Here is a 12,362-nt window from a genome sequence, read left to right on the forward strand (position 1 = left end):
CCTGGAATGGAGCGTGTACCACGTGATGTAAGGCAGCTGCCCAAGGCCCATCTTCATCTGCACTTCACCGGGTCGATGCGGCCCACGACCCTGCTCGAACTCGCCGACAAGTACGGCGTCAGGCTGCCGGACGCCCTGACCGGGTCCGAGCCGCCGAAGCTGCGTGCCACCGACGAGCGCGGCTGGTTCCGCTTCCAGCGGCTGTACGACGCCGCGCGGTCCTGCCTGCGCGAGCCCGAGGACATTCAGCGGCTGGTGCGCGAGGCCGCGCTGGAGGATCTCGCGGACGGGTCGGGGTGGCTGGAGATCCAGGTCGACCCGACGTCGTACGCGCCGCGGCTCGGAGGGCTGATCCCCGCCCTGGAAGTCATCCTGGACGCCGTCGAGACCGCCTCGCGCGACACGGGTCTCGGCATGCGGGTCCTGGTGGCCGCGAACCGTATGAAGCATCCGCTGGACGCGCGCACTCTGGCCCGCCTCGCCGTGCGGTACGCGGACCGCGGCATCGTCGGCTTCGGGCTCTCCAACGACGAACGGCGGGGCATGGCGCGGGACTTCGACCGCGCGTTCGCCATCGCCAGGGAGGGCGGGCTCCTGGCCGCGCCGCACGGCGGCGAGCTGACCGGGCCCGCCTCCGTACGCGACTGTCTGGACGACCTGGAGGCGACGCGGATCGGGCACGGAGTGCGGGCCGCCGAAGACTCCCGACTCTTGAAGCGTCTCGCGGACCGGCAGGTGACCTGCGAGGTCTGCCCGGCGTCCAATGTCGCGCTCGGCGTCTACGAGAAGCCGGAGGATGTACCCCTGCGCACTTTGTTCGAGGCAGGGGTGCCGATGGCGCTCGGCGCCGACGACCCGCTCCTGTTCGGCTCGCGTCTGGCCGCCCAGTACGAGATCGCGCGCCGTCACCACGACTTCGACGACGCCGAACTGGCCGAGCTGGCGCGGCAGTCGGTGCGCGGTTCGGCGGCGCCGACGGACATCAAGGCGAAGCTGCTGTCAGGGGTCGACGACTGGCTGACCGCCACCCCCTGAGCAGGCCCGGTGCGTCTGTCACTCCGGCAGGGTCGACGTCATGACCGCCAGCGGAACGTACTTGGGGTCGAACATCAGGTTCCACCGGTCCTCGCTCATGAGGGTGCCGTTCACCGCGAAGGCCGGGGTGCCGGGCGCCTTGTCGGCCTCGTAGGCCTTCTCGGAGGCGGTGACGAAGGAGTGGTACTTCATGCCCTTCACCGCCGCGTCGAACTCGGCGCCGCGCAGGCCCTTCACCCGCGAGGCCATGCGGAGCAGGAACGCGTCGGTGTAGCCGTCGACGGCCTCCTCGGGCTGCTCCTGGAAGAGGAGGTCGTGGTACTCGACGAACTTCCCCTTTTCCAGCGCGGCCCGCAGCGCGTTGGCCGCCTTCTTCGAGCCCTTGCCGCCGAGCCGGTCGTCGAGGAACGACGCCAGGGTGTACTCGGCCCTGACCTCGCCGTGAAGGGTCATCTTCCGCAGCGCGCCGGCGCCGCCGTCCTCCTCGAAGTCACGGCAGACGGGGCAGCGCAGGTCCTCGTAGAGCCGTACGACGGTGTCCGCCTTCGATGACCCGACGACGACCGTCGTACCGTCGGCCGCGAGGTGTTCGGGCAGCTGCCCGGAGCTCGCAAACCGCTCGGGCTTCCTGGCGTCGGTCGCGTCCCCGCCGGACGGTCCCCGGCCGCACCCCGCGGCGAGTACTCCCGTCAGCGCCGCCACCAGTACCGGTATGGCGGCCCGGCGCCCTCTTCCACGCAGCATGATCTTGCCCTCCCCAGAAAGAATGGGGACTCTATGCGATCCCTGTGAGCAGGGTGCGGGCGAGGCCCGCGGCGAACTCGTCCAACGGCTGCGGAGGCTTGCGGTCGGGGGCCATGTCGTACGCGAACGCGCGCTGGGCGCAGGCTCCGAGGAGGAGTGACGCGGCGGCGTAGGTGTCGGCGTCGCGGCTGACGCGGCCCGCGTCCTGCTCGGATCTGAGGTAGGCGTCCAGACCCTGGATCGGTCGGTGGGGGCCCGTGCCCATCTCGCGCAGCGCCTCCTCGTGACGGCGCTTGAGCTGGGGTTCCGCGTACAGGGAGGCGGCCATCGGGAACGTCTGCTCGTAGAAGAGGGCGGCCTCGCGGGCGATCTCCGTGAGGTTCTCCTCGACGCTCTTCGCGCCCGGCTTCCTGGTGAGCTCGGTCAGGAGCGGTCCGAGCTTGGGCAGCCGCTCGCTGAGAACGGTCACGAACAGCTCTTCCTTGTTCGCGAAGTACTTGTAGAGCGCTGCTTCCGAACAGTCCGCCGCTTTGGCGATCTCCTTGGTGGTGGCGCGGGCGAGGCCGATGCTCAGCATGAGTTCATGGGCGGCGTCGACGATGCGGACGCGGGCCGGCTTCTGATGCATGCGGACTCCAACCGAGCTTGACGAGCAGGTGCGTATCCACTCACTCTAGGGGGTGAGTGAACACTTACCCACCCTAGGAGGGTGTGCCATGAGGATCACTGTCTTCGGCGCGACCGGCGGTATCGGCCAGGAAATCGTCCGGCAGGCACTGGCATCAGGACATCAGGTCACCGCGGTGGTCCGTGACCCCGCGCGGTTCACGGTGACGGGTGCGGACCTGGAGGTGTTCCGGGCGGATGTGCGGGACCCCGAGGTGCTGCGCCCCGCGGTCGCCGGGCGGGACGCGATCCTGTCCGGGCTCGGCGCCCGCAGGCGCGCGGACGCGGGCATCACGGCCGAGCTGACCCGGTCGGTGCTGGGGGCGGTGGAGGCCGAGAGCGTACGGCGTCTGCTCGTCGTCAGCGCGGCGCCGGTCGGCCCCGAGCCGGAGCGCTCACCGCTCCTCGACCGCGCCATGATCGGCGCCATCAGTTCGCTGCTCAAGCCCGTCTACGACGATCTGCGGGCCATGGAGGGCGAGCTCGCGGCCAGCGCCACGGACTGGACCTCCGTGCGCCCGCCGAAGCTCACGGACAAGCCGCTCACGGGCACGTACCGGACCGTGGTCGGCGGGAATCCGCGCAGCGGCCGGAGCATCTCGCGGGCCGACGTGGCCCACGCGATGCTGGCGATGATCGACGACCCGGCGACGGTGAAGCAGGGCGTGGGGGTCGCCTACTAGCGGGTCGCCTGGTCAGAAGGTCAGGTGGTCAGGAGGGTCAGAGAGTCACGCCCACCGTGACCGGCTCGTTGACCAGCGTCACGCCGAAGGCGTCGTGGACGCCGGCCACGACCTCGCGGGCGAGCGCGAGGAGGTCGTCGGTGGTCGCCTCGCCGCGGTTGGTGAGGGCGAGCGTGTGCTTGGTGGAGATGCGCGCGGGCCCGCTGCCGTAACCCTTCGTGAAGCCCGCCTTGTCGATGAGCCAGGCCGCCGAGGTCTTCACGCGGGCCTCGCCGGCCGGGAAGGCGGGCGGGGCGGTGTCGGGGCCGAGACGGTCCGCCACGCGCGCGTGGAAGGCGGCGAACTCCTGCTCGGTGAGGATCGGGTTGGTGAAGAACGACCCGGCCGACCAGGTGTCGTGATCCTCGGGGTCGAGCACCATGCCCTTGCCCGCGCGCAGCTTCAGGACAGTCTCGCGGGCAAGGACCGCGGGGACCCGGTCGCCCGCCTCGACACCGAGGGTGCGGGCGGTCTCGGGGTACTTGATGGGGGCGCTCATGCCGCCCGCGTCCTCGAGCCCGAACCGCACCCGCAGCACCACGAAGCGGTCGGGATCGGCCTTGAAACGGCTGTGCCGGTACGAGAACGCGCACTCCTCGTTCGGAATGGTGACCGTCTCGTCGGCCTTCCGGTCGTACGCGATCACTTCGGTGATCGTCGACGAGACCTCCTGGCCGTACGCGCCCACGTTCTGGATCGGCGTGGCGCCGGCGGAGCCCGGGATTCCGGCGAGGCACTCGATGCCCGCGAGACCGGCCTCGACCGTGCGGGCGACCGCGTCGGTCCACACCTCGCCGGCCGCGAGCTCAAGGTTCGTACCGTCGAGCGAGAAGCCCTTCGTGGCGATCCGCAGGGCGGTGCCCGCGAAGCCCTTGTCGCCGATGACCAGGTTGCTGCCACCGCCGACGATCAGCAGCGGGGTGCCCGCCGCGTCGGCCTCACGGACGGCGGCGATCACCTCGTCGTCGGTCGTCGCCGTCAGCAGCCGGGCCGCGGGGCCGCCGAGACGGAAGGTGGTCAGGGGGGCGAGGGGGGCGTCGTGGAGTTCCTGCACGCGCTCAAGAGTACGAGAACGGCCCCGCCGGTCGTGGCGGGGCCGTTCGTCTCCTTCAATACCTGGCGAGTCTTCTCCTTCGATACCTGGCGAGCTCGCCTCACGGCTCATGTCAGGCGCCGCAGCGCCTCCGCCCAGTCGAGCGGCAGCTCGTCCGTGGTGGTCTGCCAGCGCACGAACTTCGCGTCCTTCATCTGTGAGCGCAGACCACCAGCCGCCGGGCCGTGGGGCGCCGAGCCCGCGAAGCGCTTCAGCGCGTCCGGCGACTCCCAGGCGGACAGGGTCCAGAAGGTCCGCCGCAGGGGAGCCGCCTTCACCGAGGCTCCGTACGCGCCGGGCGCCTTGCTCACCTGGCGCCAGACAGAGGGGGTCTTCGCGAAGAAACGGAGGGCTCCCCACAGGGTGCGGGTCTCGAAGCGGGAAGCCATGACGTGGGCCTCGGCGCCGGCCGGCGGGGTGTTCGGGACGGTCCAGGGCAGTGTGGGCATGACGGGCTCCTTCGAAGAGTGCCGGTTCGGTGCGGGGCCGATCTCAGTTCGACGCGGTCTCCAGGACAGGGGCGGATCGGGGCTCGGGCTCGCTCCTGGGGCCCTCGGCCGCGCGCCGGCGGGAGGGGATGAACAGGGCCGCGGCTCCGGCGACGGCCACCGTGGCCGCGCCCACCCACAGCGCGGGCTGGATGCCGTCCACGAAGGTCTGCGCGGAGTCGTAGCCGCCCTGCGCCGCGAAGATCGACGACATCACGGCGATACCGAGCGCTCCGCCCACCTCGCGCAGCGCGTTGTTCGCGCCGGACGCGATGCCCTGCTCCTGCGGGCTGACGCTGGACATGACCAGGTTGGACGCGGGGGCGAAGTAGAGGGACATCCCGATGCCGCTGATGATCAGGGCGGGCAGCTGCGCGGTGTACGAGGCGTCGGCGGCGACCACGGAGGCGTAGTAGGCGAGGCCCGCGGCCTGAAGGAAGAGGCCGGTGGCGACGACCAGGCGGCCGCCGATCCGGTCGGACAGGTACCCCGCGATCGGCGAGACGAGCATCGGCATGCCGGTCCAGGGCAGCATCCGCAGGCCCGCCTCGGTGGGCGAGTAGCCGAGGACGCCCTGCATGTACTGGCTGAGCAGGAAGATCGAGCCGAACATCCCGAGGAACATCAGCAGGCTGGCCGCGTTGATCCCGGCGAAGGCGCGGGAGCGGAAGAGGCGCATCGGCAGCATCGCGTTCCTGGCGCGGGTGCCGTGCAGCGCGAAGGCGACGAGCAGGGCGCCGCCGGCGGACAGGCCCAGCAGGACGAGTCCGCTGGTCCAGCCGTCGCGGGGCGCGCGGACCAGGGCGTACACGATGCCGAAGAGGCCACTGCTGGCGAGCACTGTGCCGACCAGGTCGAGCCGGGCGCCGGTGCCGTACGACTCGCTGAGGCGCAGCCGGGCGAGCGGGAGGAGGGCGAGGCCGAGCGGGACGTTCAGCCAGAAGATCCAGTGCCAGGAGACGTGTTCGGTGAGGCTGCCGCCGATCAGCGGCCCGCTCGCGACCGCGAGCCCGTTGACGGCGCCCCAGATCCCGTACGCCATCCCGCGCTTCGCCGCCGGGACGGCCGCAGTGAGCAGAGTGAGCGTCAGCGGCATCATGATCGCGGCGCCGACGCCCTGGACCGCGCGGGCGGCGATCAGCGAGTCGATGCCGGGCGCCATGGCCGCGGCGGCGGAAGCGCCGGCGAAGACGGTGAGACCGACGAGGAAGAGCCGGCGGCGGCCGAACCGGTCCCCCAGGGCCGCGCCGAACATCAGCAGCACGGCGAAGGTGAGCGTGTAGGCGCTGACCGTCCACTCCAGGTCGTCGAGCGCGCCGCCGAGGTCCTTGCGGATGGAGGGCAGAGCGGTGGTGACGACGAGGTTGTCGAGGGCCGCCATGAACCCGGCGACGCTGGTGATGACGAGGGCCCAGACGGCTCCCCCGCGGCGTGCTGTCTGCTGTGACATCGTTCCCCCAGAACGTTGGTTAGTTATTGATGACTAACTTTCAAGGGTAGGAAGATGCCAAGGACCTCCCCGGACACCCACCCCTGGTTCACATGCTCAGTTGCCGATTACTGCTGGTGCTGCAGTTACCGCTAGTGCTCCAGGCTCCCCATGGCGCGAGCCGAGGGGTACAGCCCTTCCCAGATCCGGTGCTCCGGGGGGAAGCCCATGGAGACCAGAACATTGATCAGCATTCCGTAGGCCATGAAGGTCGTCGTCGTGTCCACGTCCGCCCCCAGAGGCAGATGCGCCGCCTCCCAGAGCTTCATCCACTCAGCGCGGACCGCCTCGCCGAACTCGCGGTCACCGGCAGCCTCCGCGGCGGCGACCGCGACGTACACCTGCATCTGCATCATGAGCCGCTCGGGGTCCTTGGCGATGACGTCGGTGTACGCGTTCGCCATGGCGTGCAGGGCCTCCTCGCCCTCCAGACCTTCGGAGGCCTCGGCGAAGAGCCGCGTCGCGTCCTGCACACAACGGGTCGCCGCCGCGAGGAAGATGGCCTTCTTCCCCGGGAAGAGCCGGAACAGATACGGCTGCGAGACACCCACCCGCTTGGCGATCGCCTCAGTAGAGGTGCCGTAGTAACCACCCCTGGCGAACTCGCTCATCGCCGCGCGGATGACGCTCTCGCGTCGCTCGTCTGCGCTCATCCTGACCATGCGGCTAAGTTAGTGGTCAATCACTACCTATGTCAAGCGTCACATCTCGACTCCCGCGAAGGCGTACGAGTCCTGCCTACGAGTAAGGGGCACCCCGCAATGGAGGGTGCCCCTTACTCAGGTTCCTACGGAGCAGCCGTTACGCCAGCTGCACAACCGCCCGCGACATGCCGAGCACTTTCTGGCCCGCGCTCGTCGCGACGAGGTCGACGCGGACGCGACCGTCGTCGAGCTTGGCGGCGACCTTGCCGCTGACCTCGATCGTCGCACCCTTGTCGTCGTTCGGGACGATGACGGGCCTGGTGAAGCGCACGCCGTACTCCACGACAGCGGCCGGGTCGCCGACCCAGTCGGTCACGACGCGGATCGCCTCGGCCATGGTGAACATGCCGTGGGCGATGACGTCCGGGAGCCCGACCTCGACCGCGAACTTCTCGTTCCAGTGGATCGGGTTGAAGTCACCGGAGGCGCCCGCGTACTGCACGAGCGTGGCGCGGGTCACGGGGAACGTCTGGGCCGGCAGCTCCGTGCCGATCTCCACATCCGCGTACTGAATCGTCGTCGTCATGGTCACGCCCCCTCGGCCGCGCGCGACACGAGCTTGGTGTGGGCGGTCACGACGTGCTCGCCGGTCTCGTCGTGGACCTCGCCGCGGATGTCCAGGATGTCGTTGCCCGCCAGGGACTTGATCGCCTCGATGGTCGAGGTCACGGTGAGCCGGTCACCGGCGCGCACCGGGCGCGCGTACACGAACTTCTGGTCACCGTGCACGACGCGGCTGTAGTCGAGGCCCAGCTGCGGGTCCTCGATCACCTGGCCCGCGGCCTTGAACGTGATGGCGAACACAAAGGTCGGCGGAGCGATCACATCGGGGTGGCCGAGCGCCTTGGCCGCCTCCGGATCGACGTAGGCGGGATTGGTGTCCCGCACCGCCTCCGCGAATTCACGGATCTTCTCCCGGCCGACCTCATAGGGGTCGGTGGGCGGGTAGGACCGTCCCACGAAGGACTGGTCGAGCGCCATGGACTCGGCACCTCCTGGATTTGCGCTGTTGCCGGATGTTGCCGGATCTTACGGCCGGCCGCCCACACGCGATAACGACATGAGGCCGCCCCCTCGAAAGGGGACGGCCTCATGTACGAGCCTGAGTCAGCGCGTTTCGCGGTGCGCCGTGTGCTGGTTGCAGCGCGGGCAGTGCTTCTTCATCTCAAGACGGTCCGGGTCGTTACGCCGGTTCTTCTTGGTGATGTAGTTCCGCTCCTTGCACTCCACGCAGGCCAGCGTGATCTTCGGGCGGACGTCGGTGGCAGCCACGTGAGTGCTCCTTGGACGGACGGTTGACGGATGAACGCATGAATAGTAGCCGACCGGAGGACCGACCCCACAATCGGCTACTGTGTGTAGCGGTGACCGGACTTGAACCGGTGACACAGCGATTATGAGCCGCTTGCTCTACCGACTGAGCTACACCGCTTTGATGCGATGCCCCTCACCCGAAGGTGAGGGAACTTCACACCAGAGCCCCAATACGGAATCGAACCGTAGACCTTCTCCTTACCATGGAGACGCTCTACCGACTGAGCTATTGGGGCGAGCGATGAAGACATTACACGCTCGCCCGCCGATCGCCCAAATCCGTTTCGCGGCCGCCCCCCAGGGGCAGGACCACGGCCGTTCCGGAGCCGCAACAACCGCCCACGACCGCCTCATCGGCACCACGCACCACAGCAGTACGACTATTGCGCTCCTCCGCGAAGCTATTGCGCTCCTCCGCAAAGCGGGCCTGCCGCAGCTCTAGGCTCGACCCGCGCTGCGTGATCTTGTGCGCCCCTTCCGGCCCGCCTCCGGTCCGGGGCGGCCCCCGCCCACGCGGCCGCCGCCCCCGAACCCCAGGAGCGCGATGCCCGACAGCCAGCCGCAGCACCCCCGCTCCCCCGGCAACGACTCCGCCGCCGAGAGCACCGCCCTCCTCCTGTGCGGTGCCCGGCTCACCGACGGCCGGACCGTGGACGTGCGGCTCGACGACGAGCGCATCGAGGCCGTCGGCACGGCCGGCAGCCTCACCGCCCCCTCCGCGCGCGTGGACCTCGGCGGCTACCTCCTGCTCCCTGCCCCCGCCGAACCCCACGCCCATGGCGACACGGCGCTGTCCGAGGAGACGGAGGGGCCGGTGTCGTACGACGGGCCCGACGTGCAGCGGCGGGCCACCGAGGCCGCGCTGCTCCAGCTCGGGCACGGGGCCACCGCGCAGCGCGCGCATGTGCGGATCGGAGATCTGCAGGGCCTCGGCCCGATGGAGGCGGTGCTCCAGGCGTGGCGGTCGCTGCGCGGCCTGGCCGATCTGCGGACCGTGGCGATGCCCCGGCTCCTGACGGGCCTCGCGGGGGCCGACGGCCTGTCGATGCTGCGGGACGCGGTGAAGATGGGCGCGTCCGTGGTGGGCGGGTGCCCGGATCTCGACCCCGACCCGACCGGCTACGTGGAGGCGGTCCTCGAGGTCGCGGCGGAGCACGGCTGCGCGGTGGATCTGCATACGGACGGCGGTGATCCGGCACGGCTCGGGCGGATCGCGACGATGGCCGGAGGGCTGCGGCCCGGCGTCACGATCGGGCCGTGCGGCGGGCTCGGGCGGCTGCCGCGCGAGGTCGCCGCGCGCACCGCCGACCGACTCGCCGCCGCGGGCGTCACGGTGGTCTGCCTGCCGCAGGGCGGCTGCGCGGGCGTCGACCGTCGCGGCACGGCTCCCGTACGGCTCCTGCGTGCGGCCGGCGTGCGGGTCGCGGCGGGCAGCGGGGCGCTGCGCGACATGGCGAACCCGGTGGGGCGCGGCGATCCGTTGGAGGCCGCGCACCTGCTGGTCTCGCGCTACGGGCTGCGCCCCGAGGAGGCGTACGACTGCGTCAGCGGGGCAGCGCGGGCAGCGCTCGGGCTGCCCGAGGTGCGGGTGGAGGCGGGCTTCCCCGCGGAGCTCGTCGCCGTGCGCGGCGACCGGCTCGCGGGTGCGCTCTCACTCGCGTACAGCCGGATCGTGGTGCACCGGGGGCGGGTGGTGGCGCGCACCAGTGCGGTGCGGGAGTACTGCGACTCGGCGTCGGCGCTCGATCTGCCGCGGCAGGGGCGAGCGGGGATGCCGATGGAGGGCGGGGGCTGCGGGCAGGAGTGAAAGGGCCCGCCCGCACGCGGGCCCCCTTGACTCCTGTGAAGCCCATCTGCCGCCCTCCCCCGGGGCGTTGACCAACTGTCAGAAGCCGCCCATCGGGGTGCCCATCATGAACGGGTTGCCGCCCGCGAGCTCGCCGAGCGGGACCTCGGTCGCGCCGGACGGTGCGCTGATGTCGCCCGCCTTGCCGAACTTGAGCACCAGCGGGACCTTGGCGCCCTTCTTGCCGTCGGCGAGGGTCGCGAGGTCGAAGGAGATCTTCGACAGCGTGCCGTTGGTGATGGAGAAGTCGACGGCCACCTTCTTGGCGGGGGCGTCCTTGAGGTCCTTGGCGGTGGGAAATCCGGCGCCGGGCGGCAGTTCGTCCTTCAGGGGGCCGAGCTTGTCGAAGAGGTCCGTCAGGAGCTCGCGGAAGGACGCCTTGGCGACGATGCGCTCCGTGCCGTCCTTGGTGCCGGCGCTGCGGAGCGTGACGTCGTCGGCGATGACGCCGCGCAGGGCCTTGAGGACCTTCCGCTGAGTCTTCTCGTCCACGCCGCCGGAACGCTTGGAGTTCTCGCCCGACGTGCTCTTCCGGACGTCCGAGACGTCCACCTTGACCCACTCGCCTTCGAGGGCCTTCGCGAGCCCCTCCTCACCCTTCGGGAGGTCCTTCGACGAGGGGAGGGGGAAGCCCATGAGCTCCGACGACTTCTGCATGTCGAGGCGGAAGTAGACGAAGTCTCCGGCGAACCGGTACTCGGCCAGGGTGCCGCCCTTGACCGACACCTTCGCGCCCATCCCGACGAAGTCCTTCTCGCCTGAGTCGGACAGCGGCTTCTTCGACCGTACGGAGAAGGTGACGTGGGCACCGGCGAACGCCTTGGCGATCGTCGGCGGCATGGCCTCGTCGCCCTGTCCGCCGGCCAGCTCCATGAGCGCGTCCGGCTTCGCGTCGAGGCCCAACTCGAAGGACAGCGACTTCTGTTCGCCGAGCTTGTCGGCGGCCTTGTCGATCTTCTGACCGGCCGTCAGGTTCTCGACGGTGCCGCAGGCGGAGGTGGTCGCGAGCAGCAGGGCGGCGCAGGCGGCCGCGGTGAGGGTGGTGGTGCGTATGGCGCTGATGTCTGTCTCCCGCAGAGGTCCGATGAGAGACCCGGCGGCCGTCGGCGGCACGGGTCGCTGATGAGACCCACGAGGCGCCCGCAAGGTTGCGCGGCGAACGGGGTCGGCCCGGCGTACGGTCGGAAGCATGCGCATTGTCATCGCTGGTGGTCATGGTCAGATCGCGCTGCGGCTCGAGCGTCTGCTCGCCGCACGCGGAGACGAGGTCGCGGGCGTCATCCGCCGCGCCGAGCAGGCGGACGACCTGCGGGAGGCCGGGGCCGAGCCCCTTGTGTGCGACCTGGAATCGGCGTCCGTGGAGGAGGTCGCCGGGCTTCTGGAGGGCGCGGACGCGGCGGTGTTCGCGGCCGGCGCGGGGCCGGGCAGCACGGCCGGGCGCAAAGACACGGTGGACCGCGGGGCGGCCGTGCTGTTCGCGGACGCGGCGGAGCGGGCCGGGGTCCGGCGGTACGTCGTGGTGTCGTCGATGGGCGCGGACCCGGCCCATCAGGGTGACGAGGTCTTCGACGCGTATCTGCGGGCCAAGGGCGAGGCGGACGTGTCCGTACGGGCCCGGTCCGGTCTGGACTGGACGATCCTGCGTCCCGGGATGCTCACGGACGACGCGGGCACCGGACTCGTACGTCTGGAGGCGTCCACCGGGCGGGGTCCGGTGCCGCGGGACGATGTGGCGGCGGTGCTCGCGGAGCTGGTGGACACCCCCGCCACCGCGGGGCTGACGCTGGAGCTGATCTCCGGGTCGGCGCCGGTGATGGTGGCGGTCAAGTCGGTCGCGGGGAACTGAGCGCGGTTCAGAAGAGCGGGAGCTGGCCGGGCACTGTCGGGACCACGTAGCCGTCGAGGGACGGCTGCGCGGCGCCGAGCTGCGCCGGCCTGCGGGAGCCGGGGCAGGACACGAGTTCGCCCGCGCTGCGGGCCCCGGGCGGGTCGTGGCGGGCGAAGCGGCCGGCCACGACGGCGATGTCGCGGCGGCACTCGGGGCAGTTTCTGCGGCGAGACGCCGACGGTACGGACATGGGATCAGTCTGCGCCACGGGGCGTCCGAGGATCCGAAGAAGCCCTCTCCGGACGGCGATGTCACGGTCCGCGGGGCTTCCTGAGGCTTCCCTGAGGGCTTCCCTGGGAGCTTCCCGCCATGTGGCGGCGCCGGACTCACAGCCTGCCTCGTCCACGTCCCGTCCACGTCCCGTCCCGGCGCA

15 protein-coding genes and 2 tRNA genes are annotated in these 12,362 nt (G+C 70.7%); 4 read left to right on the forward strand and 13 right to left on the reverse strand.

The window, feature by feature from the left end:
- Positions 1-6: 6 nt before the first annotated feature.
- Positions 7-1,035: an adenosine deaminase gene (locus tag OG574_RS21450; RefSeq protein ID WP_326774534.1), complete on the forward strand. Its 1,029-nt coding sequence runs from the start codon at positions 7-9 to the stop codon at positions 1,033-1,035.
- An 18-nt stretch (positions 1,036-1,053) separates the two neighbouring features.
- Here OG574_RS21450 and OG574_RS21455 read toward each other — a convergent pair whose 3' ends face one another.
- Together OG574_RS21455 and OG574_RS21460 are read right to left on the reverse strand one after the other, a co-directional pair.
- The gene (locus tag OG574_RS21455) at positions 1,054-1,779 is read right to left on the reverse strand and encodes a DsbA family protein (protein ID WP_326774535.1); all 726 of its coding nucleotides are present in this window, start codon (positions 1,777-1,779) and stop codon (positions 1,054-1,056) included.
- A 31-nt stretch (positions 1,780-1,810) separates the two neighbouring features.
- Positions 1,811-2,407, reverse strand: a complete 597-nt coding sequence (locus OG574_RS21460) for a TetR/AcrR family transcriptional regulator (RefSeq protein WP_100594908.1) — start codon at positions 2,405-2,407, stop codon at positions 1,811-1,813.
- 88 nt (positions 2,408-2,495) lie between these two features.
- Here OG574_RS21460 and OG574_RS21465 point away from each other — a divergent pair, with 88 nt between their 5' ends.
- Entirely contained in the window at positions 2,496-3,128 is a 633-nt protein-coding gene (locus tag OG574_RS21465; protein WP_326774536.1) for an NAD(P)-dependent oxidoreductase, read from the forward strand.
- A gap of 37 nt (positions 3,129-3,165) precedes the next feature.
- Here OG574_RS21465 and OG574_RS21470 read toward each other — a convergent pair whose 3' ends face one another.
- From OG574_RS21470 to OG574_RS21510, 9 genes are all read right to left on the reverse strand, one after another.
- Positions 3,166-4,281, reverse strand: a complete 1,116-nt coding sequence (locus OG574_RS21470; RefSeq protein WP_326778569.1) for a UDP-N-acetylmuramate dehydrogenase — start codon at positions 4,279-4,281, stop codon at positions 3,166-3,168.
- A 47-nt stretch (positions 4,282-4,328) separates the two neighbouring features.
- Positions 4,329-4,709 (reverse strand): DUF3291 domain-containing protein, encoded by a 381-nt coding sequence (locus OG574_RS21475; protein ID WP_100594910.1) that lies wholly within the window; start codon positions 4,707-4,709, stop codon positions 4,329-4,331.
- Between the two features lie 43 nt (positions 4,710-4,752).
- Positions 4,753-6,198: a DHA2 family efflux MFS transporter permease subunit gene (locus tag OG574_RS21480; protein ID WP_326774537.1), complete on the reverse strand. Its 1,446-nt coding sequence runs from the start codon at positions 6,196-6,198 to the stop codon at positions 4,753-4,755.
- A 131-nt stretch (positions 6,199-6,329) separates the two neighbouring features.
- Positions 6,330-6,899 carry a TetR/AcrR family transcriptional regulator gene (locus OG574_RS21485; protein WP_326774538.1) on the reverse strand — a complete coding sequence of 190 codons (570 nt, stop codon included), beginning with the start codon at positions 6,897-6,899 and terminating at the stop codon, positions 6,330-6,332.
- 139 nt (positions 6,900-7,038) lie between these two features.
- Positions 7,039-7,467, reverse strand: coding sequence for a MaoC family dehydratase (locus OG574_RS21490; protein ID WP_100594912.1), 429 nt, complete (start codon positions 7,465-7,467; stop codon positions 7,039-7,041).
- A 2-nt stretch (positions 7,468-7,469) separates the two neighbouring features.
- On the reverse strand, positions 7,470-7,922 hold the full coding sequence (locus OG574_RS21495; RefSeq protein ID WP_326774539.1) for a MaoC family dehydratase N-terminal domain-containing protein: 453 nt from the start codon (positions 7,920-7,922) through the stop codon (positions 7,470-7,472).
- Positions 7,923-8,048: 126 nt separating this feature from the next.
- Positions 8,049-8,213: a 50S ribosomal protein L33 gene (rpmG, locus tag OG574_RS21500; RefSeq protein WP_100594914.1), complete on the reverse strand. Its 165-nt coding sequence runs from the start codon at positions 8,211-8,213 to the stop codon at positions 8,049-8,051.
- 87 nt (positions 8,214-8,300) lie between these two features.
- Positions 8,301-8,373, reverse strand: a tRNA-Met gene (locus OG574_RS21505).
- A gap of 45 nt (positions 8,374-8,418) precedes the next feature.
- Positions 8,419-8,491 (reverse strand) — tRNA-Thr (locus OG574_RS21510).
- A gap of 308 nt (positions 8,492-8,799) precedes the next feature.
- On the opposite strand from OG574_RS21510, the gene OG574_RS21515 reads away from it, so the two are divergent.
- Positions 8,800-10,062, forward strand: a complete 1,263-nt coding sequence (locus OG574_RS21515) for an amidohydrolase family protein (protein ID WP_326774540.1) — start codon at positions 8,800-8,802, stop codon at positions 10,060-10,062.
- A 78-nt stretch (positions 10,063-10,140) separates the two neighbouring features.
- On the opposite strand, the gene OG574_RS21520 is transcribed toward OG574_RS21515, so the two are convergent.
- Positions 10,141-11,214, reverse strand: a complete 1,074-nt coding sequence (locus OG574_RS21520; protein WP_326774541.1) for a hypothetical protein — start codon at positions 11,212-11,214, stop codon at positions 10,141-10,143.
- A 76-nt stretch (positions 11,215-11,290) separates the two neighbouring features.
- Here OG574_RS21520 and OG574_RS21525 point away from each other — a divergent pair, with 76 nt between their 5' ends.
- Positions 11,291-11,947 carry an SDR family oxidoreductase gene (locus OG574_RS21525; protein ID WP_100594918.1) on the forward strand — a complete coding sequence of 219 codons (657 nt, stop codon included), beginning with the start codon at positions 11,291-11,293 and terminating at the stop codon, positions 11,945-11,947.
- A 7-nt stretch (positions 11,948-11,954) separates the two neighbouring features.
- On the opposite strand, the gene OG574_RS21530 is transcribed toward OG574_RS21525, so the two are convergent.
- Positions 11,955-12,179: a hypothetical protein gene (locus tag OG574_RS21530; protein ID WP_326774542.1), complete on the reverse strand. Its 225-nt coding sequence runs from the start codon at positions 12,177-12,179 to the stop codon at positions 11,955-11,957.
- Between the last annotated feature and the right edge of the window lie 183 nt (positions 12,180-12,362).

Origin of the sequence: Streptomyces sp. NBC_01445 (assembly GCF_035918235.1) — a bacterium.
In the GTDB taxonomy this organism is placed as follows: Bacteria; Actinomycetota; Actinomycetes; order Streptomycetales; family Streptomycetaceae; genus Streptomyces.